The sequence below is a fragment of the Bianquea renquensis genome, from assembly GCF_014384895.1.
GTDB classification, from domain to species: domain Bacteria; phylum Bacillota; class Clostridia; order Lachnospirales; family Bianqueaceae; genus Bianquea; species Bianquea renquensis.
In genome coordinates this window covers 1-26,200 of the sequence record NZ_JACRSQ010000024.1, presented here as the reverse complement: position 1 = coordinate 26,200, position 26,200 = coordinate 1, and the positions used below count along the sequence as shown (strand labels likewise).

The 26,200-nt window shown below is 52.3% G+C and carries 29 protein-coding genes; 10 read left to right on the top strand and 19 right to left on the bottom strand.

What is annotated here, in order from left to right:
* Window positions 1-44 precede the first annotated feature (44 nt).
* On the bottom strand, window positions 45-209 hold the full coding sequence (locus H8730_RS13455) for a hypothetical protein (protein ID WP_249289944.1): 165 nt from the start codon (window positions 207-209) through the stop codon (window positions 45-47).
* A gap of 62 nt (window positions 210-271) precedes the next feature.
* Complete coding sequence (locus H8730_RS13450) at window positions 272-526, bottom strand: hypothetical protein (RefSeq protein WP_249289943.1); 255 nt, start codon at window positions 524-526, stop codon at window positions 272-274.
* Between the two features lie 434 nt (window positions 527-960).
* Between H8730_RS13450 and aroF the strand changes: the two genes are divergently transcribed.
* Window positions 961-1,971 carry a 3-deoxy-7-phosphoheptulonate synthase gene (aroF, locus tag H8730_RS13445; protein WP_177714195.1) on the top strand — a complete coding sequence of 337 codons (1,011 nt, stop codon included), beginning with the start codon at window positions 961-963 and terminating at the stop codon, window positions 1,969-1,971.
* A gap of 84 nt (window positions 1,972-2,055) precedes the next feature.
* Here the strand turns inward: aroF and H8730_RS13440 are convergent, their stop codons facing one another.
* Together H8730_RS13440 and H8730_RS13435 are read right to left on the bottom strand one after the other, a co-directional pair.
* Window positions 2,056-3,330 carry a right-handed parallel beta-helix repeat-containing protein gene (locus H8730_RS13440; RefSeq protein ID WP_177714196.1) on the bottom strand — a complete coding sequence of 425 codons (1,275 nt, stop codon included), beginning with the start codon at window positions 3,328-3,330 and terminating at the stop codon, window positions 2,056-2,058.
* A 16-nt stretch (window positions 3,331-3,346) separates the two neighbouring features.
* Complete coding sequence (locus H8730_RS13435; RefSeq protein ID WP_177714197.1) at window positions 3,347-4,378, bottom strand: LCP family glycopolymer transferase; 1,032 nt, start codon at window positions 4,376-4,378, stop codon at window positions 3,347-3,349.
* Window positions 4,379-4,498: 120 nt separating this feature from the next.
* On the opposite strand from H8730_RS13435, the gene H8730_RS13430 reads away from it, so the two are divergent.
* Window positions 4,499-5,392, top strand: coding sequence for a ribonuclease H1 domain-containing protein (locus H8730_RS13430; protein ID WP_177714198.1), 894 nt, complete (start codon window positions 4,499-4,501; stop codon window positions 5,390-5,392).
* Here the strand turns inward: H8730_RS13430 and H8730_RS13425 are convergent.
* From H8730_RS13425 to H8730_RS13400, 6 genes are all read right to left on the bottom strand, one after another.
* On the bottom strand, window positions 5,313-7,103 hold the full coding sequence (locus H8730_RS13425; protein ID WP_177714199.1) for a serine hydrolase domain-containing protein: 1,791 nt from the start codon (window positions 7,101-7,103) through the stop codon (window positions 5,313-5,315). The genes H8730_RS13430 and H8730_RS13425 overlap by 80 nt on opposite strands.
* A gap of 69 nt (window positions 7,104-7,172) precedes the next feature.
* A complete protein-coding gene (locus tag H8730_RS13420) occupies window positions 7,173-7,595 on the bottom strand; it encodes a secondary thiamine-phosphate synthase enzyme YjbQ (protein ID WP_177714200.1) in 423 nt (140 codons plus the stop codon).
* Entirely contained in the window at window positions 7,592-8,200 is a 609-nt protein-coding gene (locus tag H8730_RS13415) for a carbohydrate-binding family 9-like protein (RefSeq protein ID WP_177714201.1), read from the bottom strand. The genes H8730_RS13420 and H8730_RS13415 overlap by 4 nt, the downstream gene beginning before the upstream one ends.
* A 114-nt stretch (window positions 8,201-8,314) precedes the next feature.
* Complete coding sequence (locus H8730_RS13410; RefSeq protein ID WP_177714202.1) at window positions 8,315-9,385, bottom strand: uroporphyrinogen decarboxylase family protein; 1,071 nt, start codon at window positions 9,383-9,385, stop codon at window positions 8,315-8,317.
* Window positions 9,386-9,471: 86 nt separating this feature from the next.
* Window positions 9,472-10,359 (bottom strand): AraC family transcriptional regulator, encoded by an 888-nt coding sequence (locus H8730_RS13405; protein ID WP_177714203.1) that lies wholly within the window; start codon window positions 10,357-10,359, stop codon window positions 9,472-9,474.
* Window positions 10,360-10,385: 26 nt separating this feature from the next.
* Window positions 10,386-11,441 carry a Gfo/Idh/MocA family protein gene (locus tag H8730_RS13400; protein WP_249289941.1) on the bottom strand — a complete coding sequence of 352 codons (1,056 nt, stop codon included), beginning with the start codon at window positions 11,439-11,441 and terminating at the stop codon, window positions 10,386-10,388.
* 132 nt (window positions 11,442-11,573) lie between these two features.
* Here H8730_RS13400 and H8730_RS13395 point away from each other — a divergent pair, with 132 nt between their 5' ends.
* Both H8730_RS13395 and H8730_RS13390 read left to right on the top strand, forming a co-directional pair.
* A complete protein-coding gene (locus H8730_RS13395) occupies window positions 11,574-12,434 on the top strand; it encodes an AraC family transcriptional regulator (RefSeq protein ID WP_177716694.1) in 861 nt (286 codons plus the stop codon).
* A 35-nt stretch (window positions 12,435-12,469) separates the two neighbouring features.
* Window positions 12,470-13,321: an MBL fold metallo-hydrolase gene (locus tag H8730_RS13390; RefSeq protein WP_177716696.1), complete on the top strand. Its 852-nt coding sequence runs from the start codon at window positions 12,470-12,472 to the stop codon at window positions 13,319-13,321.
* A gap of 6 nt (window positions 13,322-13,327) precedes the next feature.
* Here H8730_RS13390 and H8730_RS13385 read toward each other — a convergent pair whose 3' ends face one another.
* Window positions 13,328-14,104, bottom strand: a complete 777-nt coding sequence (locus tag H8730_RS13385; protein WP_177716698.1) for a hypothetical protein — start codon at window positions 14,102-14,104, stop codon at window positions 13,328-13,330.
* A gap of 254 nt (window positions 14,105-14,358) precedes the next feature.
* On the opposite strand from H8730_RS13385, the gene H8730_RS13380 reads away from it, so the two are divergent.
* Window positions 14,359-15,519, top strand: coding sequence for an O-antigen ligase family protein (locus H8730_RS13380; RefSeq protein ID WP_177716700.1), 1,161 nt, complete (start codon window positions 14,359-14,361; stop codon window positions 15,517-15,519).
* A gap of 94 nt (window positions 15,520-15,613) precedes the next feature.
* On the opposite strand, the gene H8730_RS13375 is transcribed toward H8730_RS13380, so the two are convergent.
* From H8730_RS13375 to H8730_RS13365, 3 genes are read right to left on the bottom strand one after another with little or no spacing between them, the layout of a single operon-like run.
* The gene (locus H8730_RS13375; RefSeq protein ID WP_177716702.1) at window positions 15,614-16,507 is read right to left on the bottom strand and encodes an EamA family transporter; all 894 of its coding nucleotides are present in this window, start codon (window positions 16,505-16,507) and stop codon (window positions 15,614-15,616) included.
* Window positions 16,504-17,865, bottom strand: a complete 1,362-nt coding sequence (locus tag H8730_RS13370) for a GH39 family glycosyl hydrolase (RefSeq protein ID WP_177716704.1) — start codon at window positions 17,863-17,865, stop codon at window positions 16,504-16,506. The genes H8730_RS13375 and H8730_RS13370 overlap by 4 nt, the downstream gene beginning before the upstream one ends.
* Entirely contained in the window at window positions 17,862-18,881 is a 1,020-nt protein-coding gene (locus H8730_RS13365) for a LacI family DNA-binding transcriptional regulator (RefSeq protein WP_177716706.1), read from the bottom strand. The genes H8730_RS13370 and H8730_RS13365 overlap by 4 nt, the downstream gene beginning before the upstream one ends.
* A gap of 229 nt (window positions 18,882-19,110) precedes the next feature.
* Between H8730_RS13365 and H8730_RS17720 the strand changes: the two genes are divergently transcribed.
* The 4 genes from H8730_RS17720 to H8730_RS13350 all read left to right on the top strand — a co-directional run bounded on the left by H8730_RS17720 (window position 19,111) and on the right by H8730_RS13350 (window position 20,343).
* The gene (locus H8730_RS17720) at window positions 19,111-19,242 is read left to right on the top strand and encodes a hypothetical protein (RefSeq protein WP_283243980.1); all 132 of its coding nucleotides are present in this window, start codon (window positions 19,111-19,113) and stop codon (window positions 19,240-19,242) included.
* A 302-nt stretch (window positions 19,243-19,544) separates the two neighbouring features.
* Complete coding sequence (locus tag H8730_RS13360) at window positions 19,545-19,862, top strand: hypothetical protein (RefSeq protein ID WP_249289939.1); 318 nt, start codon at window positions 19,545-19,547, stop codon at window positions 19,860-19,862.
* Window positions 19,840-20,076 (top strand): hypothetical protein, encoded by a 237-nt coding sequence (locus H8730_RS13355; protein WP_249289937.1) that lies wholly within the window; start codon window positions 19,840-19,842, stop codon window positions 20,074-20,076. Before H8730_RS13360 ends, H8730_RS13355 begins: the two co-directional genes overlap by 23 nt.
* A 3-nt stretch (window positions 20,077-20,079) precedes the next feature.
* A complete protein-coding gene (locus tag H8730_RS13350) occupies window positions 20,080-20,343 on the top strand; it encodes a hypothetical protein (protein WP_249289935.1) in 264 nt (87 codons plus the stop codon).
* A gap of 108 nt (window positions 20,344-20,451) precedes the next feature.
* Here the strand turns inward: H8730_RS13350 and H8730_RS13345 are convergent, their stop codons facing one another.
* A complete protein-coding gene (locus tag H8730_RS13345; RefSeq protein ID WP_249289933.1) occupies window positions 20,452-20,979 on the bottom strand; it encodes a hypothetical protein in 528 nt (175 codons plus the stop codon).
* 64 nt (window positions 20,980-21,043) lie between these two features.
* Between H8730_RS13345 and H8730_RS13340 the strand changes: the two genes are divergently transcribed.
* Window positions 21,044-21,412 carry a hypothetical protein gene (locus H8730_RS13340; protein WP_249289932.1) on the top strand — a complete coding sequence of 123 codons (369 nt, stop codon included), beginning with the start codon at window positions 21,044-21,046 and terminating at the stop codon, window positions 21,410-21,412.
* 301 nt (window positions 21,413-21,713) lie between these two features.
* On the opposite strand, the gene H8730_RS13335 is transcribed toward H8730_RS13340, so the two are convergent.
* The 4 genes from H8730_RS13335 to H8730_RS13320 form a co-directional block, all read right to left on the bottom strand.
* A complete protein-coding gene (locus tag H8730_RS13335) occupies window positions 21,714-22,787 on the bottom strand; it encodes a Gfo/Idh/MocA family protein (RefSeq protein ID WP_177717817.1) in 1,074 nt (357 codons plus the stop codon).
* A gap of 12 nt (window positions 22,788-22,799) precedes the next feature.
* On the bottom strand, window positions 22,800-23,549 hold the full coding sequence (locus tag H8730_RS13330) for a sugar phosphate isomerase/epimerase family protein (protein WP_177717815.1): 750 nt from the start codon (window positions 23,547-23,549) through the stop codon (window positions 22,800-22,802).
* A gap of 84 nt (window positions 23,550-23,633) precedes the next feature.
* Entirely contained in the window at window positions 23,634-24,716 is a 1,083-nt protein-coding gene (locus H8730_RS13325; protein ID WP_177717813.1) for a glucuronyl esterase domain-containing protein, read from the bottom strand.
* The gene (locus H8730_RS13320) at window positions 24,697-25,908 is read right to left on the bottom strand and encodes a CapA family protein (RefSeq protein ID WP_177717811.1); all 1,212 of its coding nucleotides are present in this window, start codon (window positions 25,906-25,908) and stop codon (window positions 24,697-24,699) included. The genes H8730_RS13325 and H8730_RS13320 overlap by 20 nt, the downstream gene beginning before the upstream one ends.
* Between the last annotated feature and the right edge of the window lie 292 nt (window positions 25,909-26,200).

Here is a 26,200-nt window from a genome sequence, read left to right as displayed (position 1 = left end):
TTCCCGCCCCGGCGGGGCTTTTCATCTTCTCCTCCCCTTCGGCTTCACTTTTTTGCACGCCGGTGCCCCTGGCTATTTCCCGCTCCGGCGGGGCTTTTCATCTTCTGCTCCCCTTCGACTTCGCCTTTTTGCACGCCGGTGCCTCTTTCTGTTTCCGCCCCGGCGGGGCTTTTCGTCTTCTCCTCTCCTTCGGCCCCTCCTTTTTGCACGCCGGTGCCTCTTTTTGCCTCCCGCCCCGGCGGGGCTTTTCATCTTCTCCTCCCCTTCGGCTTCACTTTTTTGCACGCCGGTGCCCCTGGCTATTTCCCGCTCCGGCGGGGCTTTTGCTTTCTCCTCTCCTTCGGCTTCGCTTTTTTGCACGCCGGTGCCCCTGGCTATTTCCCGCTCCGGCGGGGCTTTTCGTCTTCTCCTCTCCTCCGTATCTGCCTTTTTGCACGCCGGCGGCTCTATCTATTTCCCGCCCCGGCGGGGCTTTTCGTCTTCTCCTCTCCTTCGGCCCCTCCTTTTTGCACGCCGGTGCCTCCATCTATTTCCCGCCCCGGCGGGGCTTTTCGTCTTCTCCTCCCCTTTGGCTTCGCTTTTTTGCACGCCGGTGCCTCTGGCTGTTTCCCGCCCCGGCGGGGCTTTTCGTCTTCTCCTCTCCTCCGTATCTGCCTTTTTGCACGCCGGCGGCTCTATCTATTTCCCGCTCCGGCGGGGCTTTTCGTCTTCTCTTCCCCTTCGGCCCCTCCTTTTTGCACGCCGGTGCCTCCATCTATTTCCCGCCCCGGCGGGGCTTTTCGTCTTCTCCTCTCCTTCGGCCCCTCCTTTTTGCACGCCGGTGCCTCCATCTATTTCCCGCTCCGGCGGGGCTTTTCGTCTTCTCACAGACCCACTTGACTTTCTTCTATAAAAAGACTATAGTTAACCAATACAAAATCACATACGTTCGATCTACGTATAAAATTGGGAGGGCATTCCATGATCTTACTCATACGCAACTCCGCTGAAAAACAAGAAAAAGAAAAATTAATCAAACTGTTGGAAGACAAGCATTTTACCATTCATCAATCGGAAGGGCTCCACACCACTGTATTAGGGTTGGTCGGCGATACCTCCTCCCTTGATATCGATGCTCTAAAATCCCTAGATATCGTGGAGGATGTCAAACGGATCCAGGAACCATACAAAGCGGCAAACCGTAAATTCCACCCAAAAAATACCGTCGTACATGTTGGCTCTTTGGCTATCGGAGACGGGCATTTCCAGGTCATCGCTGGCCCTTGTTCCGTTGAAAGCGAAGATCAAATTCAAAATATCGCCCAGTCCGTACAGGCTTCCGGCGCAACTCTGCTGCGCGGCGGCGCTTTTAAACCCCGCACGTCTCCATACGCCTTCCAGGGATTGAAAGCGGAAGGGCTAGAGCTTTTAAAAAAGGCGAAGGACACAACGGGTATGCCTATTGTGACAGAAATCATGAGTCCCGCCCATCTTGAGCTATTTTCCGACGTGGACATCATTCAGGTTGGCGCTCGAAACATGCAAAATTTTGACCTTCTCAAAGAACTAGGCAGGCAACCGAAACCCATCTTGCTAAAGCGCGGCCTCGCCAATACACTGGAAGAACTGCTGACCAGCGCAGAATATATTATGGCCGGGGGAAATCAAAATGTCATTTTATGCGAACGGGGAATTCGAACCTTTGAAACTGCGACTCGCAACACCTTGGATATTTCCGCGATTCCCATGCTAAAGAAATTATCCCATCTGCCTGTTGTCGTCGATCCCAGCCATGCAACCGGAAATGCAGCCTTAGTGGAACCCATGTCTATGGCAGCCGTGGCCGCTGGAGCTGACGGTCTGATCATCGAGGTACACAACAATCCGGCTGCGGCCCTCTGTGATGGCGCCCAATCCCTGCGCCCGGAATCATTTGATGTATTGATGAAAAAAATACTGGGGCTTCGCACCTATTTGGCAAGTGGAATATAAAGGTCCTCACGGCGACCTTACCATACAAAAAAGAGCAGATTCTGATTTTCTTAACATATCAGAATCTGCTCTTTTTTACACGGACTAATTCCTCTCAATGCAGCTGTTCCGGTCCTGTCCCGTTTCCGTCTGATACGAGGTGAACTCCGACAATGCAAAATTTTTCCCTGCCATCCGAATCAGCAATTCATTCGACTCCTTGTAATAGCGGTTGTGGTCGATGATAAACTGCTTCTCCGCTTCCGGATTAATGATCGAGTAAATTGCAGCGCCGTATGGCGATTTATAGAATACATTGTTCTGCACACTGATTTGGCCGCCATCCGTTGGATTGTCAATGCGCCATATAAAGACATGGTGGCCCATGGGCTGCGGCCAAATTTCTGACCGGCGAGGCGGCGTCTCGTTCTGCAAGGCAAATCCCTCTCCAGCCCCGATGCACCGATTGCCGTCAAATCGGATGTCACGCCCGATACGGTCTCGACACTCATAGGCAGCCATCCCATAATTTTGAAACGTATTATTGAGAAAATAGATTCGCTCCGGAACCTCCGTATTGTCGCTTCCCTGATGAGTTACACAGGAATCGTAAACATTGTCAAACATATTGCCCTCAATCAGACAATCGTGGCCGCCGTCCCAGCACTCCACTCCATTGCCAAACCGTATTTTAAGCCGCCGGCTCCAGATGCATCCACCAATGAAACGAAATTCACAATGCCGAATCACTACATGCTCTGGCTTCGATTCCCCATAGCCGTGGACACCGCTGTTGCAGAACGCAAGATTTTCCGCGATAACCCAGCGGCGGCCCTTTAGCATTGTGCGCTGCCCATAGACTGCACACTCAATATTCTCGTACACGTCCCCAGGATTGCCCTTGGAATATAAATAGAAGGCCTCCGGAATTCGAAGGATCGCGGCTTCTTCCCGAGAGTCATTCTTTCCAATCTGTGTATAGTGCCAATCTCCTTGTTTCGCCAGTTCCTCCGGGGTCCAGGACAAATTCCCGCAGGACTCTCCGCCATTGAAGATCACGTTGCAGACTTCGCCCGGGATTTCCCTTTGGTACCGCCAAATATTAGGCTGCTCCTCGGTCCACGCCTGCGCATCCGTAATGTTGGCAGAGCCTAAAAATCGAGGCTTTTCCCCTTCTCCATAGGCACCGTAGGTAATCGGAGCGTCCCTCTCTCCCTCTGTCATCTCCAAAACATCCCGCTGTACAGTTCCTCGCTTAAAAAGAATCGTATCCCCTGGCAACAGGTGCAGGCTGCGATAGCTTTGCTTCGCATTCTCTGGGCTTAGGGCGTCATAGCTGTCACAGCCCTTCTCTGGATCAATATAATATGTTGTCGGCATCCTCATTTCCTCCATTTCATTCCGCGCCATAGAGAAATTCTCTCAGAATCCTTATATTTTGGGGAAAATCAATTCCATTCATCTCACGGCCATCCACGCCAATCTTATACCAATAGCTCCCCTTGACAGGTATGGTCATCTGCTCAAAATCCTTCCCTAGATAGCCAGGAGCAGAGAGCAGCAGCGACGTGATCTCTCCCTTTGTCAGGTTGGTTTTCACAAGAGGGAGGATATCGTCCAGCGCACCGCTCAGCTCCAAGAGATTAAGGGTCTTCGCCTTGTGCGCAGCTGCCTGCAAAGTTTTCCTCTGCCTCTCCACGCGCTGCCAGTCGCTATCGATGGAGCGAAGGCGGCAATACTGGAGAGCCACCGCTCCCGTCAAATGATTCTCCCCCTCGGTCAGCCCCGCGCTGGTAAGCTGATTCAGCGCATCAGCCTCCTTTTTGACCAGAGCGATATCCACCCCGCCGACAGAATCAATCAACTGCTCAAAGGTATGAAAGTTAACCCGAATATATTTCTCAACATCCACCTTAAAGCAATCCTGCACCGTCTTCATAGTTAACTCCGCCCCTCCATACCGAAAGGTGTGGGTCAACAGATCATCGTTGCGTCCAGGAATGGGGACGCCGGTCGCTCGCCCCAGACTGACAAGCTTAATGGTCTTCTCCTTTTTGTTTAGGGACAATACCAGTATGCTATCCGCCCGGGCATTGGTACTGAATTCCTTGGACCGCTCATCCGTACCTAATAATAAGATATTGAAGACATTTTCATCCTTCCAAACATCGCCATCCGGAACTTCGATAGGCTGACCGTCATCCACAACGGGAATGTCGGAGTCCTGAAAAATCGTCTCGCCCTCATCGGGAATGCTGATCTCCGTGTCGATACTCCATTCTCCGTTTCCCGTGTCGTATTGAATCTTGGAAATTTTAAGAGCATACCAAAGCAAAGCCAACACTATAAGAAGAAGCAAAACCCCCAACACGATCAGGATACTATTTCGGACCTTGTGGGACTTTTTATGGCCAGTTGATTGCCTCACTCTCTTCACATCCTTTCTCTACGCTTGATTATATCCCTTTGGGGAAACTTGTCAAGTCCGCTCAACCTTGACACTATCGCTAAAAGCAGGTATACTTACTACAATGAGCATAATAAAGAGGTGAACGCATTGCGATACTACGCCGTAGCCAATGGCCGCTGTACGGGTATCTATACCGATCCACAAGAATACTTGCAGCAAATTCATCAATACAAAAATGCCTGCGCGAAATCCTTTTCATGCCTGGAAGATGCAGAACGGTTCATGGCAGCCCACAGGCGCTTTCCTTCCTCCTTTTCTCAGTTGAAAAAGGCACTGTCCTTAGGGGAAGGTCCATACTGCTATGTGGATTTCGAGTACACATGCCGCAATGAAAAGCCGAAAGAATGCAAAAATCATGGGGTCGAGCTTCTTTCAGTCGGCGCTGTCATCCGCAACGCCAGCGACCAAACCGTGGGGCAGTACTATTCGTTAATTCGCCCCCTCAACAACCGGATTCTGAGCGAGTACTGCAAAGAGTTGACAGGGCTGTGCCAGGAGGAGATCGATGCCGCTAGGAATTCCATTCCGGTTCTGAAAGAATTCTTCGCCTACTGTCAATCTCTCGGCGTCACCGACTATCTAAACTTTGGCTGCATGGACCGCGCTGCCCTTGCCTTTGACCTGGAAGATAAACAAGCGGACGACATGTTAAGAGATCAGATTACATGGCTCAAGGACGTACAAGAGTGCCTGGACCGACAACTTCTTCCCCCTTCGCTCCCCATGCATTTAAGCCTGTCCGATCTGAAAGCCATTTTCGGCCTGCCAAGGGACGTCTCTCACAACGCGCTGGCCGACGCACTGGATCTAGCAGATATCCTCAGCATCTTTGCACAGGGGGGGAAGGATGTGACGATTCTGCGCACCATCACCGCGAAGCGCCGAAAAAAATTTATTCTTTCCATGACGCCTCGGCCCGCGGCGCCATCAACCGTTCAATCCGATACAGCAAATACTCCTGATTCTTTTTAAAGGGTATTTTTTCTTTCATAGATTCCAACATCCCCATGGACAGGTTTCTAAGGGCTTCCGTCATGGAAGGCTCCTCGTCCATCTCCACATGGATAGGATCCGGCTCCAAAAATAACTTGATGATTCTCGTGTTGGACATCTCAATAAATGATATCGTAAAGATCAGCACCGGATTTTCGTCCTCATCGATCGTCTTCCACACCTGGCTTCCCACAGTGTAGATATCCCGCTTTATGGAACAATCTCCATAGTGCGGCAAGCCGATCCCAATGGGAATCCTGTTGACCGTTTCTCCCTCCACACACTCCATCAGCAGCGCATCCCCCTCCACCGCAAAGGAAATGGACTCCAGACCTGAGCTAAAATTATTGTGCATACATTGCAGCATAAAAGGAAATAAGCTTCCACAAGGGCCTGACAACTGCAATGTTTTTCCGTGAAGGGCTGCCGCCCAATCCGGAAGAACCGTCCTCGCGCTGTCTATTTTTTTAGTAGGCTTTAACCGGCGCTGTATCACTTTAAACAGAGATGGCCTCTCCTCCGGCATATACTCTGGAATGGGACGTCCATAGGTCAAATGGCTTTGTGTGAATCGCAGGCTATCCATGGCCCTCTCTGAATCCAAGGAGGGCGGATTGGAGGAGGCCACTCCCTGCATAAACCGCTGAATGTAGGGTGTCGCTTTTCCCTCCGGCAGAAAATTCTGAGCCCCGGAGGTCAACACAATGACCATGTCCTGCTCTGGAAACACGTACACGCTCTGCCCAAACATACCATTGAATAGAAACGCACCGTCCTCCAATGTCCAAATCTGATACCCATACCCTGTGGTGGTGGGATCAACTTTCTGATGGATTTGTACCTTCGTGGAGTCTCGCACCCAATCCTTTGGAATAAGCTGTTGCCCTTGCCATCGTCCCTGCTGCAAATATAGCTGCCCCAACTTCGCCATATCCTCCGGCAGCAACAGCAATCCCCATCCCCCTTTTTCCCGTCCCATAGGACATTGTTCCCAGTGAACTGGATCAATCCCGAGAGGGTCAAACAGACGTGGCTTCAAATACTCGCATAGGCTCTGCCCTGTCTTCTGCCGGAGGATCGCTCCCAGAACATAGGTGTTCAAGCTGTTGTACTCAAACCGGCTGCCCGGTTCAAAGGAGGTGTCTGTCTCCAAATAGCCTTTGAGCCAGTCATCTTCCAACAGGGAATTGAGTTCATTGAATTTTGAACCGCTGCTCATGGTTAGAAGGTGTTGGATCGTGATGGATTTCACATTCTTCGGTGTAAACAGAGTTATGAGATCTGGAAATATATCCGCAACGGTTTCATTCAGCGCAAGGATTCCCTCCCCCGCCCCAATGCCGATTGCCATGGAGACAATGCTCTTGCACATGGAATGCGTGATATGAGCGTAATCTGGCCGGTAAGGGCTCCAGTATCCTTCCGCGATCACATGGCCGTGGCGAAGGAGTAAGAGAGAGTGCGCATTGACACCTCTCTCCCCCGCCAATCCCCGGAATAATGCTTCCACCTGCTCAGCAGGCACACCCTGGGATGCCGGAGGCACCCTATTAAAAAAAGCGGTATTCGCAGCCCGTATATAATATTTTTCTTTTTGCGGAGTGTACTTTGCATGGGGCATCTTGTCAATCTCCCCATTCATCAACCGCAGCAAATATTTCAACGCCTTTATTTGAACCTGCAGATCCAATAAACAGTCTCCTTTCTCAACATTCTGCAATCTCGGAGGTCAAAACCGTGGATACGCTCATTCGACTGCTCACCCTTTCGCAGTCGCCGTCTCCCCATCGCTGACAACCTTGACATAAAACTTACGTTTTCGAGGGCCATCAAACTCACAGAAATAAATTCCCTGCCAAATGCCCAGCACAAGCTCTCCATTTTCGATGAGAACTGTAGCGCTGCTTCCCATATAGCTTGCCTTCAAATGGGCATTCGTATTCCCCTCCATGTGTTGATATTCTGGACGCTCTGGAAATGTTTGCCGCAGGCCATACAGGATATCTCTCGCCACATCCGGATCCGCATTTTCATTGATGGTAATCCCCGCCGTAGTATGTGGGCAGAAAATGATGCAAAAGCCTTCCTGGACGCCACTCTCCCGGACGGCCGCCCTCACTTTATCCGTGATGGAATACAGGCCTTCCGGTTTTGTGTGAAGTTCATACTCTCTCTTTTTCATGGCAGAATCACCAGTTCCCCAAATCCTTCCGGTCTGTGGAAGTCCGGCGTCGGATTCTCAATCGGATTCCAACTTCCATAGTGAGGCGTCTTCGTCTCATCGCCACATTTATAGAAATTTCCCTTGATTCGGTCTCCAGGCACAAACTCCGCCTCCCCGTACACCTGTTGAAGCAGCGGCAGCGGAATCTCTGCGACCCACCCCCATGAGCTCTCCGTCGAAAAAGGCGTCACCGTTGGATACGGCACCCCGAGGTCGCCCAAACTCTTTCGGCCATACCGGTCTTTTCCGTAGCCGCACAGAAACGTCCCTTTCGCGTTGGCTTCCAGGTTCAAGTATCCGCAGCCAGGCAGCTCTGGTTTAAAGTTGAGAAATGCCTCCAGGCAGCTGTCTTTGCAGACCGGATCGTTGATCTTTGCGTACGTAGCCTTCGGATCCGTCTCCTCGCATTCCAACCGAAGGAGAAAGCCACGGCCCGGCACAAAACAGAGTCTGGCCCATGCAAGGGGGCGATATTCACCTCCCCAAGGATAGGTGGCAATCTGTGCCTGCGGAATCAAACTCCAATCTGGAAGCTCCGTCACTGTCATGATTTTGTATTCCATGGTTTTTGCGTCCTCCATTAATCCTATATTTATGGATAACCGAAACGAAGCCCATGGACCTCATGGGCTTCGTCTGTAACGATAGTGCTATTGTACTACACTCTCACCGGAATGTCAAGAATTCTCGGCGTTTCTCCGCAGCCGGGCGATGACCTCTTTTGCCTGGGCCGGTGTCTTCAGGCCCGTGATACGGAAGATCATGTTGCGCTTCGGGATAGGCCATCGATCACTGTTAAGCATCCTGTTGTAAAGAGGGGAATCAACCGCCACATCCTGCAAAAGGGCGACGTGATCGGGAACTGTCTGCGCCGTCTCTTCCACGTCGTGAAGGCTCGAATCATAATCAATGCCATTGACGCCTGGAATCGCTGCAATCCTTTCAATAATGCCTTTTGTTGTGCCGCAGTAGTGGATGCGTCCCCCTTTCAGCCGCCGGATAAGCTCCACATCGTGGACATGGATATGCTCCTCATAGTGCTCTGTTCCCAGCATGTGCAGAGAACAGTTGGAAATCCGTCCATTGCCCTTCCACATGGCACCCCAGTCAAAGAACCATCCATCCATGGCATTCGTCCACTCCCACTGCCAACTGGCATAATCCGCTATATGGTCCGTGACGATGGCCATAAGCTGCTGAACCATCTCGGGATCATCATAGAGATCATAAAAAATATCATTGCCGCGGATAAGATGGGCTGTATTGAAGGGGCCCTGAATGTCCGCCAGCTGGACCTGGTATCCCTCTGGGATATGTTCCACATAATACTCTGTCCAATCCCGAACCTTTCGGTAGATGGGACAATCCTTGGACGGCTTCTCCAAATACGGAATTTGCTCCAGGCTAGTCACAACATGGGTCTTCGCGCATGGCAGATTGTTGGGCGGAACGGCGATCTCGCAGCCGAAAGCCTCCGCCACCACAGCCGTGCCGAATTGGACTCTTACCGATAGAACCGCATCATCCTCCGCCTCGATATGGGGCTTCAAGCTTTCAAGCTCCGCCTTTAGCATGATAGCCGGATCGGCCAGTCTCTCCTCCCAAACCGGGTTATATTCACTGGGAAGCACCGCGATAAATTTTGGCTCCCGGTGGTCCGGATCGCCGTACATCTGCTTATAGGTGTTATATACTTGATCATAGCGGCACAGCACCGCGTCATCTAATCGATATTCCTCAAAGTTCATCTCCTACACTCCTTTCCATCCTTGACTTGATGTATAGAGAGTATAGCAGAATCCTCATGCCCTCGCCTTCACTATTCTCCACAAAACTAGCACGATTTCACCTTCTTGCGGTATTCACCAGGGGCGCATCCCGTTATCTTCTTAAAAATTCTAGAAAAATAATTGCTGTCCCGGAACCCTACGTCATAGGCAATGTCCGTGATTGTCTGATCACCTCTCTCCAAGAGCTCGCAGGCTTTCTGTATTCGGACACGGATCACGTAGTCGATGGGCGACGTCTGAACGAGATCATTGAATGCGCGCAGGAACTGGTTCGTGCTCATGCCCGCCTGTTTCGTCAGCTCATCCAGCGTGATGGGATGCATATATTGCACTTCAATGTACCGCAAAACCGGAGCTAGAGCTAAAAAGCGTCCCCTAGGGGCATCCGACGGTTCCTGGGAATACTGATCCGCGAGAAATACCACAATCTGATAAAAACAGACTTGCAACATCGCTTCTGAGAATGCCCGCTTGCGAGCAAATTCCTGCTTAAATTGGTCGATCATGAGCGACAGATTGGATAGCTCCATAGGTTTCAGGTTCAATCGGCTCTCAAATGCCAGAAGGTTCCGATGTCTCGGCGCCACATAAAACATAGGGGAGAAGCCTGGAATGGTGAGGAACATGTCCTCCATCTGCTCTAGATACCGTCTCTGATATCCAAGGTTGACGATATGCACATGATCCAGATTGGCAAACCCATGCCGGTCCTGCCCCTGGATAACAAATACGTCTCCGGTCTTAATCTCAAAGGACTTCCCATTGATGGTCTGTTCTCCCCTTCCATCCAGAATGCAGACCAGTTCCTCAAAATCATGGCTGTGTTCCGGTACATGATTGACGGTCAGCACCGCACTGTTAATATGAAATCCTCCGATCCGGTCATGGTTGATCTGCTGGCTTGTCCAAACATGCCCATCCAAGTCTGCCATTCTCCCTTCTCCTTCCATGGAAACCTTTAGATCCTACAGGCCAAACCCACCCCTTTTTCATTCGATTGGAAAATCAAGTCGATTCCCTTCATGACACGGAGGGCTTGCTCCGGCTTTACGATCAGGTCTTCCCTGCCATCCAGAACGCCAGCGATGTTTTTATAGTAGCTTGACCACTCCGCGGGAACGTCGGGTAGCTCCAGTTCCTGAGTGGTGTGGACGGGCCTAGGCGCCATGGTGCGAGTGGGCCCCGCTGCCGTGTAGACAATCTCATCCTCCCACCCCATATCGTCATCCGTCAAAAGCCTGATCATCTTTCCCTCGCGCCCCCAACCGTCGATCTGAACGGTTCCATCGGTACAGGACATATGCCATCTGGGCTGTGTGATGAAACAATTGGTGGCGATTTCCATCATGGCGGAGACTCCATTTTCAAATCGGATAACCGCCTTAAAGTTATCATCCACCTCATCAGAAAAAATGCTGAACAGTTGACCGTATACTTGGGTAACCTTAGAGTCGATAAGATCCAGCAGCTGATCAAGCAGATGAACTCCCCAGTCCAGAACCATGCCGCCGCCGTTGACCTTATGGCCTCTCCAGCCATGGAGCGACCGCCTGGACCCCTGCACGCGGCTCTCGATAAAATACGGTGTACCAATGGTTTTATCCGCTAAAATCTGTTTGATCGTTCGGTAATCCTTATCCCACCGGCGGTTCTGGTGGATCGAAAATAACCGCCCCGTCTCATCCCGAACTGCGATGATCTCCTCCAGCTCCCGCGCGTTCATCGCAACGGGTTTCTCACAGATAACATTCTTCCCCCTCCGCATGGCTGCAATGCTGATATCCCTGTGGAAATTGTTAGGAACTGCCACAGTAATGATATCAAGGGTTTTGTCTGCCAACAGCGCCTCCAAGGAATCATAGACCTTCAAGCCATTGGCAGCTGCTAATGTTCTGGCTTCTTCCCGTACATCATAAGCCCCTGTCACCTGGATTTCCGGTACATGGTCCTGAATATTGCGATGATGCCAACTGCCCATACCGCCATATCCGACGATTGCAAGATTATATGCCATCGTATTCCCTCCTGCTCATTGATAATCGACACTATCATAGCACAGTTGCCAAAAAAAAGCTTGCCAAAACCCTATCCGCCCCTGGACAATTGTTGCTGTTTTTGATACAATATCACCGATGGAGGCGATCATATGCTAGGACATTATCAGTTATTCTCTGACTCCGACGCGCCAAAATTCCGCGTTTCCCGCTGTGTGAACATGACCTTTGTGCCGCATATGCATCATCAGTATGAGTTCGTCTATATGCTGGACGGCGAGATGGAAACCACCATTGAAGACCAGACACGCCTGCTCCATCCCGGCGACATCTGTTTATCCCTCAGCAATAAAATTCACCGGTACTATACGCCCAACACGAGCCTCTGCTGTATGGTCATCTTTGAGCCGGAGCAGACCGCAAGCTTCACGAATCTCATGAAAAAGCGGGACTTCGCCACGCCTTTTTTTCACGACGCGGAGCACAAAGAGGAGTACGACCAGATTGCCACAGCCATGCTGCGCGAAGCCTGCCAGCACGGCTGTAATCCCGACCCATTGGTGTTGAAAGGGTATATGACCGTCTTCTTAGGCCGCATCTATCAGAATGCGTCGTTTATCCCCCGCTCCAACTCCACCTCCGCCCTTCAGCAAGTCCTAGAATATATTAGCGCACATTTCACAGAACCGCTATCGCTGAATACACTGGCGGACTCCCTGAACTTTTCAAAATATTATGTATCCCGCATTTTCAATCAACAGCTAGGCTATAGCTTTTGCCATTACCTAAAATATCTGCGCATCAACCACGCTTTATCCCTACTTGAGAAAGACGCGCTGTCCATCTCCGACATATCGTATGAGTGCGGCTTTGAAAGTCTGCGAAGCTTCAACCGGAGTTTTCAGGAGATTTTGGAAACCACCCCTACGGCTTATCGGGATTCGCGCCGGGAACAAAAGACGAACGCGGCCTCTGCTGAATCCATCTCTGTGTTGGATGTATGCCCGTTATAAAACCAATACTGTCCATATCAAAAGGAGGTTTTTCTATGCGCTTTCAGTACTTAGGAACCGCTGCAGCGGAAGGCTGGCCGGGCGTATTCTGCCGCTGCGCCGTATGTGAGGAGGCCCGTGCTCTCGGCGGCCGCCACATTCGGACTCGCTCGCAGGCCATGATCAACGACGACTTACTGTTGGATTTTCCAGGCGATACCTATATGCACGCGCTGCACTACGGCTTAGATCTAGCCAAAATTCAATATCTGTTCGTCACACACTGTCATATCGATCATTTCTACCCCCAGGAGTTTATATTGCGGGGCGATGGGTTCAGCAGCTCCGTATCCAACTCCCCCCTGTCCATCTTTTGCTCCGCCGATACGAGAGACTTCTTTGACACTGTGGCCGCGCCCTACATTTCGCCTAGCTGCGCAGGACTCCTTCAATGGCATATCCTGGAACCCTATGTCCCCGTACAGGCTGGCCCCTACACCGTGACGCCTCTTCCGGCTAATCACATGCATGAGCGCCCCACCGCGCAGCCTTTTCTCTATCAAATCGAGAACGGATCCCAATCTCTCCTGTACTGTCACGACACAGGACGCTTCCATGAGGAAGTGTGGACATACCTCTCCACTGTAAAAAAACCCTTTTCCATGATCAGCTTCGACTGCACCTTTGGAAATTGCGCCAAAGGTCAGAACAACGGCCACATGGGGCTGGGGGATGTCCAGGTCCTTCGCAGCCGGCTTCAGGAGATGGGGCTCTGCACAGCCGATACCCTGTGCGTGCTCAATCACTTCTCTCATAACGGTATATCCTGCCTCTACCATGACTTGTGTGCCATCGCAGAGCCCATGGGATATCTCGTTTCCTACGATGGAATGGAGTTTGACCTCTGATCCTGTCTACTGCCGGATTTGCTGGACTCTCGGCCCGGCCTTCTGATCCAGCCAGAGGCAAAAGCAGGCATCCACCGCGATAAAAATTGCCCAGCCAACGGCCTTCGTCCTCATTGCTGCCTCCAAAAAAGCCAGCACGACCATGACCGGCTGTACAAACATACCGGCGCGGTACGCCCTGCGCCAAAGCTGAACCCGCCCATCAGGTTCAGCTTTTTTTGTTTGTAGAAACAAAATTTGTTGCGCCATCCAAAACATCATGGCTCCGAAGACGGAGGCAGCGGCTTCCGCCTGCAAATATGGGATCTGCCGCGCCTGGGCTATGGGTTCCAGATACTGAAACCGGTCAAGATCCCTATAGGCTTTAAACTGAAAGCTCAGAACGAGAAGGAGAAAAAGCGCGTAAATCCACCGCCCCGCGCCTGCGCGCTGATGAACCAGCGCCTCCCCGTAAGCCGCAATTCCCATTTGAAACAGGAGCAAAAGCAGGAGCAAACGGTATAGAATCCAGATGGAATCCACCGGTACCACTCCCATGACCCCGATCAACAGGATGGCAGATACAGCCATCAACAGCAGGTACCACCGCTGCCAGGGTGACAAATCGGCTAATGCATCCTGCCGTTTATCCAGAAGCCCCTCTGCGATGGCGAGGAACAGCAACACAGCGCTACCATCTGCGGCAAAGCGATAGCCAATACGCCCATATACCATTGCCGCGGCCGCGCTGGCTGTAAATAGGACGAGCAAAACAAGAATTGCCCAACTTCTATTCTTCTTCATTTCTGTGCCTCACCGGCCCTGCAATCGCGCATTGTCAGACTCCCTCCTTCATAACTCTAAGTATTATACCATGCGGCAGGAAAAAAACAAGCCCCCAATGGCAGACGCGCTGGAAGGATTCTTCATAATTCCTTAATGAATTTTTTCTTTTCAAATTCAATATCTATGATATAATAAGAAAAGTTGCAATTTTTCTGTGTGCCAGAAAGGAGCTGAATCTGATCAAAGCATCTTTTCTTAACGAGTTTCAAGGGATGAAGCAGGATGAAAAGGTCTTGACCTTCTGTTTTATCACTATTTTTCTCCCGTATCCCGTCACCATTGCAGGCGCTGTCCTGGCCTCGCTCTATGTGTGTTTCGATAAAATAAAACGCAATCAGCTTCGGCATCTGCCAGGCGTTTGCTTCCTCGTTCTTTTCGGCGGATTGGCCCTGGTGATTCCAGCGCTGTATCAGCGCTGGCTCAGCGTATTCCAAGGGTTGGCCGCCATCTCAATTTTGTGCTTTGGGCTCTTGTGTCGAACAACCATGACAAAATCTTTGTTATACCGTCTCATGGATCTCGGCTGTATCGCAAGCGTTCCCTGCTTGATCTACGCCATTGTCCAAAAACTCTGGATTCCCTCCTCCCTGCTGGACGGACGAGCATCCTCTGTTTTCTATAACCCCAATTATTATGGCACCATCTTGGAATATTGCATCCTTGTCAGCTTTTATCGCAGCATGACCTGCCCGTCAAGAAAATGGTGGTATTTTGTGGTCATCGCCCTAAGCTGTATCGGGATCTACCTATGCGACTGTATCTCCGCCCGGCCCGCCGTGTTCCTCGGCTGCCTCGCAATGCTGATTTATTTGAAGCGCTTTCGGCTGTTTGCCATTGTCCTCGCCGCTTCTGTTTTGTACGCCTTCGCGGCTCTCATCATCCCAGGGGTGCTGTGCCGCCTTCCGATTCTGGACCACATGATTGAGCTTCGGGTTGACATCTGGACAACTGCGGTAAAAGGCTTTCTCCAGCACCCGCTATTTGGCCAGGGAACCTTCGCATACCAGTATGTCTGGCCGGTCATTCCGGGTAGCGAGGCGAACGACCACTCTCACAGCCTGTATCTGGAGCCGCTGTTGAACTATGGCATTGTGGGGACCACGGCGCTTCTATCCTATTTTGGGCTTCAATACCGCAGCCTTTGGCACTCCATGCGGGATCGGCAAGAATCGTATCTCACGGCACTGCTGCTGGGTTTGACCGTCAGCACACTCGTTCACGGCATATCCGATGTGACCGTGGCGTGGGTTCAGACCGGTATGCTGTTCCTGCTACTGCTCAGCTCCACAGAATGTCTTCCAGCAGTGAAAAATCATACCGCCCGGCGCCAGCACAAGGTAAAAATAAACTCCCAGCTCCCCCATTCCCCGTAAAAAGGTCCGCCCTTCGGCGGATTTTCCTATAGGAAAAAACGTCTCCACCGTAAATCCAACCGGATACGGCTTGCGAGACGTTTTTTTGTGCTCGCTATAGCATAAAAAATATCATGGCGGCAAGGGCCAATAGAATCCCTAGGGCCTCCTGCTTGGTGATCTTTTCTTTGAAAAAAATCCATCCCCAAAGGGAAATCAGAATCAACTGGCCGCCGCTGATGATGGGAAATTGAATGGACGAAGGCAATGTCTTCGCCGCAAACATGGATAAAACCGAAGCCGTTCCATTAAAAACGCATAATCCAAGGGCACAGCCTACGCTTCGCCCCGTCCTGGCCTGAGCGGGTATCCAGGGCTTCTGCCTTTTCATAAGCAGCAGGGCCACCAGGCAGATGGGAAGCGTCATCAGCGCCATGAGTATCATAAAATCGTTGGCGCCTGACGCTCCCACGGCAATCTGATTTAGTTTCAAAACCAGTGCGCAAAAGCCATTGCCAACAAAGCAGATGATGCACAAGGCAATGAAACGGATTCGAGCTTTCTTTGACAAAGCCGTCCCATTATTTTTTGATCCATATACGGAAGGGACAAAGGAGAGGCACATTAAAACAATTGCCACCACCTTGACGATAGACAGATCCTCCCCGAGGAAACAGGCCCCGTAAAAAAAGGGGATTAGTGCCGAACCGATCAGCGAATACATGGACACCATTGCCATTTTCCCCAGTTCCATCGCAGCAATCAAGCCCCAGTCGGAAAAGATAGCGCTCACAGAGAATAGAAAGCTAAATAGCGCTGTAGGTCCTGTCACATGCAGAGTAAAACGGTTGAGCGCCCAGAACAGTATGATGGTGAAGAGGCTTTTGACAGCCATAAACCATAAGCTCTGGACAATTCCAACCCCGCATCGGTTTTGATAATCCTTGACGAATATGTTCTGCAGAGAATAACATACAACCGTTCCGATAACGGCCAGGACCTCCATCATGACACTTCTCTCTCTTTCATCGGATGCAGCTTGATCAGCAGAACACTGTTGGAATCCATGGTATAATATTGCTGAATCTGATCCGTACAATAGACTTCTGTTTTGATTTGCTGAAGTCCCCCTAGATCCTGGAGCAAATAGAATTCTGCCGCCATTGGGAAACCGGCATCCAATTCTAGATCCAGACAGCCCTCGATCTCACCTTCCCCGTGATGGCTCAGCAGGATTGCCATGTTTTTCTCGTCTCTCGCCGCTAGACACTGGGGGGTCTGGGCCTCCGGCTGGACCGCTACCTGGCGGCCCAGGCGATAGAGAGCGTTAAAAGCGACAAAACTATAGAACGCCGGCTGGGGAACTCCGTAGAGATTAAACATTCCGCACCAGCTGGAGCTGGGCTGCGCATCATAATAGTTGCAGGCAGCGAGAGGGGAATTCTGCATCTCGACGAAGCAGGATGCCAGGAAGGAAGCGCCAAACCGGCTCTTCTGCTTCTCAAACAGTTCCTGCTGAAGATATTCGCTGCCCTCCTGGCGGTATTTTGTCCAGAACTCTGGCACCGGCTCAATATAATTCCACTCATCGCAGAGGATCTCTGCCGCTTCCAATCCATATGCGCGCAGCCGCTCCCTTGCCGTAACGGCATCGCGAGCAATCTGATCCACCGTGGAGGAATATCCGTGCCACGAGAAGAAATCCAGGGGAGCTCCGGTATTGCGGACATGCCGCAAAAAGCCTTCTCGAAAGGCCTCATTGTGGATGGTGCAGCCGGCGTAGCCTCCGACCTTAATGCTGGGGAATGCTGCTTTAATCACCTTTGCCGCCGTCTCATACAAGCGATAGTAGGTATCCGGCTCACCGATCCACATATCGGGTTTTGTAAGGTTATTGTCCGGCTCATTCCAGATCTCCCAGTAGGGAACATCGAAGGTAAACCCATCAGCCCACCCCTGCGTGTAGTGCCGGATGATGCCAATGCAGATCTGAGCCCACTTTCCATAGTCCTTCGGCGGATAAATATCAACCTTGTGCTTCATGTGTTCGATGCTGGTTCCCAGGCGATATAAGACCTTGGCCCCGGTCTCATACGCCGCCGCCATGTGCACATCCGTGTGCCGGAAATCATAGCTGCCAGCATCCGCCGGATCCTTAGAAAAATCCGGAAAGATCTTGGGGATATCCACTTGCCGGGGATTCGGGTAGTCTGTATCGTGAAAACGAATCAATGGAATTCCGCCCAGGCGGAAATACCGGCTCAGATCCTTGGTCTCGGAGCCGCTGAGAGGGCCATTGTTGACACCGTGCACCGGCTTGATCTGCCCTATAACCTCCTGAAACTTGATATGTATGACATGATTCATACTGACTCTCCTCCTTTTTGAGGCGGCGCTGTCGATTCACGCACCACCAATTCGCATCGCACAGTTATGCTCTGCGTTGCGGTAAAACTTTTATTATGAATCTTCTTCATGAGTATTTCCACCATGACACTGCATAACTCCTGGGTATAGGTTCGAATCGAAGTCAATGCCACAGGGATTGGCATCGACTCTGCAATGTCGTCCATTCCGATTAAAGAAATGTCACGGGGCACCTCCAGACCATGGGCCTTGAGCGCTGTCATAGCCCCTAGGGCGATATTGTCATAGGCACAGACCACGGCCGTTATCCCTTTTTTCCCTTCCAAAAGAAGCTCCATTCCATAACATCCCGCCGCCTCAAAGCGGTACGGGCTAACGACGACGGATTCCGGAGCCAGGTTCAATCCGTGTTCCTGCATAGCCTTCTCAAAGTACGCCTTTTTATTAACCGTATGCCGTTCTCCGATAAATCCTATACTTCGATGACCGAGTCTCTTTAGATGCACGATGGCATGATCGATAGCATCTTGAAATCCTAGTTTAATAACATCGCAGTAGGTGCAATTCTTCGGCGTCCCCAGATATACAGTGGGAATCTGTAGATATTGATAATGACGGCAATCTGTCTCCGTATGCCCAACAATAATAAGGCCATCCACACATTGTTGTTGAACACAGTACTGGACTTGCCGCTGTTCTCTCTCAGAGTCAAAGAGACTGACTGCTACCGTCATGATTCCCCCCGCCTCTTCAATTACCTCGCCCAGCATCTGAACGATTCGCGCGTAGTACGCGCTCACAAGCTCTGGACAGATAACCCCGATGACAATGGCCTCCCGGCACAGTCCCCGCCGTTTCTCACTCCTTGCTGCCAGGTATCCCAGTTCCTGCGCAATTGCAAGCACTTTCTCCGCTGTGTACTGGCTGATCTCCCGGCTGCCGCTCAACACTTTGGAAACCGTCGAAGGGGATACGCCAGCCCTTTCGCTGATTTTTCGCAATGTTGGGTTGGCCATCTTCCTCCCTCTCTCCCATGCTGTTCTTGATTCCCATGGTATCACAGATCCATATAGCCGTCAACGCAAATTTTCTCTATATATTACGAAATATTTTCGTTCCTGGGATAAAAAGAGGCTGTCCTGAAAACGTAGTTCAGCGACAGCCCCCTTTTTGCACGCCAGCGGGCATACGGAGGCAAATTCACCGCCGGCACAGTCAAGACGGCCTAGCCGGCGGGGTAATGGGATGAAATATGCACGCCGGCATGGCGAAGAACGGCTGCGGCTAGCGGGCACATGCAGGCAAATTCCACGCCGGCAGCGGCGAGACGACCATACCGGCGGGGAACAGAATGAAAAATGCACGCCGGCTAGATAAAGAACAGCTGCAGCCAGCGGGCACATGGTGGCAAATTCCTCGCTGGCAGCGACGAGACGACCATACCGGCGGGGAACAGAATGAAAAATGCACGCCGGCTAGATAAAGAACAGCTGCAGCCAGCGGGCACATGGTGGCAAAATTCCCCGCCGGCACAGTCGAAACGGCCATGCCGGCGGGGAACAGAATGAAAAATGCACGCCGGTATGATGAAGAACGACAGCGGCCAGCGGGCATAAGGTGACAAAATTCACTGCCCCCTGCGGCGAGATGACCATGCCGGCGGGGAAACAGAATAAAAAATGCACGCCGGCGGGGCGAAGAACGGCTGCAACCAGCGGGCATACGGAGGCAAATTCCATGCCGCCACCGTCGAGACGACCATGCCGGCGGAGATACAGAATGAAAAATGCACGCCGGCGGGGCGAAGAACGGCTACGGCCAGCGGGCACACGGGGGCTAATTCCCCGCCGGCACAGTCGAAACGGCCATGCCGGCGAGGAAACAGAATAAAAAATGCACGCCGGCATGGCGAAGAACGACAGCGGCCAGCGGGCATAAGGTGGCAAATTCCTCCCCGTCACCGTCGAAACGACCATGCCGGCGGAGATACAGAATGAAAAATGCACGCCGGCTAGATGGAGAATGGCTGCGGCCAGCGGGCATACGGAGGCAAATTCCATGCCGGCACAGCCGAGACGACCATGCCGGTGGGGAAACGAGATGAAAAATGCACGCCGGCGGGGCGAAGAACGGCTGCAACCAGCGGGCATATGGAGGCAAATTCCCCGCCGGCACCGTCGAGACGACCATGCCGGCGGGGAAACAGAATAAAAAATGCACGCCGGCATGGCGAAGAACGACAGCGGCCAGCGGGTACACGGTGGCAAATTCCTCCCCGTCACCGTCGAAACGACCATACCGGCGGGGAAACAGAATAAAAAATGCACGCCGGCGGGGCGAAAAACGGCTGCAGCCAGCGGGCACACAGAGGCAAATTCCCTGCCGACACAGTCGAAACGACCATGCCGGCGGGGTAATGGGATGAAATATGCACGCCGGCATGGCGAAGAACGACAGCGGCCAGCGGGCATAAGGTGACAAAATTCCTCCCCGTCACCGTCGAAACGACCATGCCGGCGGGGTAATAGGATGAAATATGCACGCCGGCGGGGCGAAGAACGGCTGCGGCCAGCGGGCACACGGGGGCTAATTCACCGCCGGCACAGTCGAAACGGCCATGCCGGCGAGGAAACAGAATAAAAAATGCACGCCGGCATGGCGAAGAACGACAGCGGCCAGCGGGCATAAGGTGACAAAATTCCTCCCCGTCACCGTCGAGACGACCATGCCGGCGGGGAAACGAGATGAAAATGCACGCCGGCGGGGCAAAGAACGGCTGCGACCAGCGGGCACACGGGGGCTAATTCCATGCCGGCACAGTCGAAACGGCCATGCCGGCGGGGAAATGGGATGAAATATGCACGCCGGCATGGCGAAGAACGACAGCGGCCAGCGGGCATAAGGTGGCAAATTCCTCGCCGCCATCGTCAAAACGATCGCGCCGGCGAGGAAACAGAATAAAAAATGCACGCCGGCATGGCGAAGAACGACAGCGGCCAGCGGGCATAAGGTGGCAAATTCCTCCCCATCACCGTCGAAACGACCATGCCGGCGGAGATACAGAATGAAAAATGCACGCCGGCTAGATGGAGAATGGCTGCGGCCAGCGGGCACACGGAGGCAAATTCCCCTCCGGCACAGCCGAAACGGCCTAGCTGGCGGGGTAATAGGATGAAAAATGCACGCCGGCGTGGCGAAGAACGGCTGCAACCAGCGGGCATACGGAGGCAAATTCCATGCCGCCACCGTCGAGACGACCATGCCGGCGGGGAAACGAGATGAAAAATGCACGCCGGCGTGGCAAAGAATGGCTGCGGCCAGCGGGCACACGGAGGCAAATTCCCCTCCGGCACAGCCGAAACGGCCTAGCTGGCGGGGTAATAGGATGAAAAATGCACGCCGGCGGGGAAACAGAATAAAAAATGCACGCCGGCATGGCGAAGAACGGCAGCGCCAGTGGGCAAAAGGAGACAAATTCCTCGCCGCCACCGTCGAGACGACCATGCCGACGGAGAATCAGAATAAAAAATGCACGCCGGCTAGATAAAGAACGGCTGCAACCAGCGGGCATATGGAGGCAAATTCCATGCCGGCTCAGCCGAAACGACCATGCCGGCGGGGAAACGAGATGAAATATGCACGCCGGCGGGGCGAAGAACAGCAGCGGCCAGCGGGCACACGGAGACAAATTCCATGCCGGCACAGCCGAAACGAACACGCCGGCGGGCAGTCTTCCAATATATGTAGAGGCAGGACAATCCTTTTCCCGGCGGCCCCTTTCCGGAGGACAAAAAAACCGGCCTTTGCCCGCTGCGCTGCGGAAGACCGGCTTTGTCCTGCTTCGCTGTCTAGTTCAGTTCATAGGATGGTTTCTCAAAGGGTGTCCCCTTTTTGGCATCGCTGATAACTTTGATGACCCGTATAGCCTCATCAGTGCTGATGGGGAAGGGTTTCCCCTCTCGATATGCCTCGTACAGGTAATCCCATATGATTGTCGGCGTGCCTGGATGTGCCTCCCGGGTCTCCTCCACCCAGTTGAGCTCTACGGCGCTGCTGAATGTTCCGCTGGCCCCAAAGCTGTCACCCGGTGTGCCAGGATCGGCAACCGGATCCGGCAATGCCACCGACGGATCCAAGTACTTGAGCTTCATCTCCTTATTCCAGATCTCAAGGCTACCCTTCGTACCATAGACGGAATATTCCGGGCAGGGGAGCGCCACACCGCCGCTGATCTGCATCAGTACCGTGCGCCCATTCTCCCCAAGAAATTGAATGGTCAGATGATCCTCACAGTCTCCGGCCGCCACCGTGTGCTTCAGGTCGCTGCGCATCTCCTTAATGGGACTCTCGAGGAGGCATAGGGATTGATCGATGATATGGGGACCCCAGTTGAGCATCTGCCCGCCGCCAAATTGGCGAAGGGTCTGCCAGTCGTCCCGGCGACTGTAAGAATTTCGAGTAATATGGACTTCAAATACATCCCCCAGGATTCCGGAGGCAATAATCCTCTGGATCTCCATAAAATCCTCTTCAAACCGGCGGTTATACCGCACGAACAGTCTCGGCCCTCCCGGCTTGGAGGATAATTCCTTCAGGATACAAGCCTGCTCATAGGTTTCGCACATGGGCTTCTCCAGCCAGACGTCCTTTCCGGCTTCCAGTGCCATCTTGGCATGAGCAAAGTGATCGCAGGAACGGGTTGCGATATCCACAATCTCCACCTCCGGATCCGCAATGAGATCCTCGATCTTCTCATAGACCTTACACCCGTACTGCTTTGCCATCTTCTCGCGGCGCTCCTCCAATAAGTCGCAGGCCGCCACAAATACAAACTTATCCTTTCGGCTTTCTAATTCTTTACAGTGCATTCCCCAGCCAGCGCGTCCCGCTCCGACCAGTCCTAAGCGAATTGGTGTTCCCATGATGATTCCTCCCTAAATTCCAGCTTTTCTTAAAAATTCTCGACTTACAGCCAAATCTTCAAGGGGATCGCGCAGATGGGTATCATGCTCGATGAATACCCAGCCATCATACCCTTTTTTCACGAGGGTTTTCACAACCTGCTCATTTTCTATGGGAATATTTCCGCCTCCCAGCTCGCAGAAATAGCCTCTCTCATACCAATGTTCCGCTTCCGGGTTCGTGCTGACCCACTCTTTTACATGAACGGCAACCAAACGGTCAAAGTAGTTCTCTGCGATATAGAGAGGGTCCCCCCCCTCCGCCACCGCCAAATGACCTGTATCCAAAATCAAGCCACATTCCGGGCACGCATCCAGGAAGGCAAGCAGCTGCTCCTGAGTCTCCACCAAAGAGCCCAGATGGTTGTGGAGCCCTACCTTAAGATTCCACCGCTTGCACACTTCAACTTGCTTGTTGACCTGCCGGCAAAAGGTGTTGAAATCCTTACCTTTGTCTTTCGCGCTGGGCCACACATATTTTTTTCCAAAAGCAGCAGTCCACTGAATTGCGGTTTCCGGCGTGGCGCCGCGGCATGTGGCAAAATCCATCCCCATCGCGTGGATTCTCGCCGCCATATGAACCGCATCGGAAGCTGACTGCGCTTCCAGCCGCTCAATTCCATCGAATCCGATCTTTTTCAGATCCATCTGTCTCAACTCATAATCATACAATGCGCCGTCCCACACATTCATTCCGTAGTCGGCAACTCCAACTCGAATCATTGTTTCCTCCATCCCACCGCGCTAGCGGCATTCGCTCAAAATTCTTAGAGAGCAGCGGCATTTTTGCTGCCCTCCATACTCTTCTCACACGTTATGCGCTTTTCGATACTGCACATATTGGAGCCAATCCGTCCGGCTGAAGAAATGGCTTCCACTCCGCATATGATAGCCCACTGTTCCCTCCTGCAACGGCTGGTCCAGCGGCGGCAGCTCATCTTTTGTGACAAGGCCTATCTTGCCATACAGCGTGTACACCGGTGAGGCGGCATACGCGCTGAGGAACTCCGACAACGGGTCCGCCCAATCATCCAACTGGGCTGATGCGATGTAAAGGGCTCTCGGCGCCGACAGCGCCAGAAGAAAATGCTGGTCAAAGGACATTTCATTCTCTCCGTCCACATGATTCTGGAACTGTCCACAGAACCAATAGGGAACTACCTGCTCCAGATCCTTGATCCGCTCCCCACCTTTCCATCGATTGAGCGCTGCGCCACCGCAGCCAGATTCATTGGAGATGACCATGCTAAAGCGCTCGTCCATGGCTCCGCAGAGCAGTGCGGTTTTTCCAAGGCGGGAGTGCCCCACCACCGCGACCCTCGAGGAATCTACCGTGTCGAGAGTCACAAGGTAGTCCATGACCCTGCTCGCCGCCCAGGCCCACATGCTGATTTTTCCCCACCCATACAGGGGATCCCGATCATACATGGAGGCCAGCCCACTCTCATCCAGAGTGTCAGCCGTTACGTCATTGTAACAAAAATTGGCGACAGCAAAGCCCTGGTCCAGCAGCTCTTCCATGGGCAGGTAACTGTCAGGGACATCGGGACGGAACGCGATATGAAGAAAGACTGGAGGTTTCGCCACCGCTTTGGGCACGATCAGGTCCACAGGAAACGAGAATTCTCCTTTTGGCGTGTCAAAGCAAATCTGTAGCTTCGCCCACACGGCCTTATTGGCAAAAGCGCCCTCATCCCTCTCCTGTGTCACAGCTCTGACCTCAGCGGGTGCCTCGGGCATAAACCCATACTCTTCCCGCAAAAGGACCTCTCGGATTTCCTCACGGCGCCGCTCCCAGTCTTCTAACGACGCAACCTTCGACCCATCGGATAGGGTAAACAGATCCGGCAACTTTCTGAATTTAATTTTCTCACTCAATACATGACTCATTCATCTGACCTCCTGACGGAATATGCATAAATTTTCTAACATGACGCAAAATATCCTTTGCCTCATCGACCTCTCCCCCTGCAATTATCTTCATCATTGTCTTCAACAGCTCATTATGTGCCTCGCAGGTAAAGTTGTTGCATAAATTTAAGAACCGGGATTCACGGCGGCTGGCCGGGTTTGTGAGGTACTCTGGGTCATAGAGCAGCATACCGGCGTATACCGGCCCTGTCTCCATGCACCACCCTTTAAAATACCACTCCAGCTTCTGCCGGTCCGCTATAGGCTCCGATATCGTTTGAATATACTCCAGAAACGCCGTCCTATCGACCCCATCCAATGGCAAAATGGCCGTGCCATCCTGCGCCATGTGATAGGGGTGGATCTGGAGGGACACCGGCTGATCTTTTTGGAACGTGAGCTCCGGCATATATCCGTAATACCAGGGGGAATCCTTCTCGCGCTTTTCTCTGCTATAGAAATAAAAGTTTCCTACACTGTACACAATGGGAGTGCCGCGGTAAAATTCATATCCCTGTGGGCAATGGGGATGCATACCCACGATGGCATCCGCGCCAAAGTCCACCAATAACCGGTATCGCTCCTGGGCGCCCGGAGACGGAAAGGGATTGTTCTCATTTCCTCCGTGGACAACAACGACCACAAAGTCAGACTGCCCCTTCTCCTCCACAATCCGCCCTCGGAGCAATCCCATCTGGATACCGGCAGCCCCAGGCTTGTCTGGTCCGGCAATCCCAAATTCATTCTCCGCAACGCATATAACCGATATTCGAGTTCTCGCCTTTTCACAGCGCCAAGCGCGGTAGGCCTCCTCCAAGTTAGCTCCTGCGCCTGCGTATTCGATTCCTTCTTTTTTGAGCAGCGCACAGGTCTCCAGCACCGCCTGGTCCCCTTGATCTCCAATGTGATTATTAGCTAAGATGGCGCAATCCACCTTCGCTGCCTTCAAAAATCCGACATTTTGGGGGAGTCCATATAGAGGGGGTCCGCTTTTCGCAATCGGCGCCGGCGTCTCGACCAGCGGGTTTTCAAGATTGACAAGACGGTAATCAGCCCTCTCTAGAATCGGCATAACCTCCGCCAAAACCCGGCGGCTATACTCCTCATCGACGCTCTGTCTCTCACAGTTGTGAAAGCAAACGTCGCCAGCAAATATCAACGATGTGTCCATCCTATCGCTCTCCATTTGATATACTCGCACTCGCTAACGCGACTATTATACCATAGCTAGTTTTGAATGGAAACGTGTTTCTTTCTTTCAAGCAAGATTTTCAAACTGGAGCAAGATTAACCTTACACCGTACTCTTGTCGCATATGGCACATAGGGTTCCAATATAGAGGCTGTACGTTTGTCAATGATGTGAGACCGAAAAAGCGAAGGAGTTTGGAAGAGATATCGAGTTTGTTGACGAAGGGAGGGCGAAGCCCGACCGGAGTCAACAAACTCGGGAGGACTCCAAAT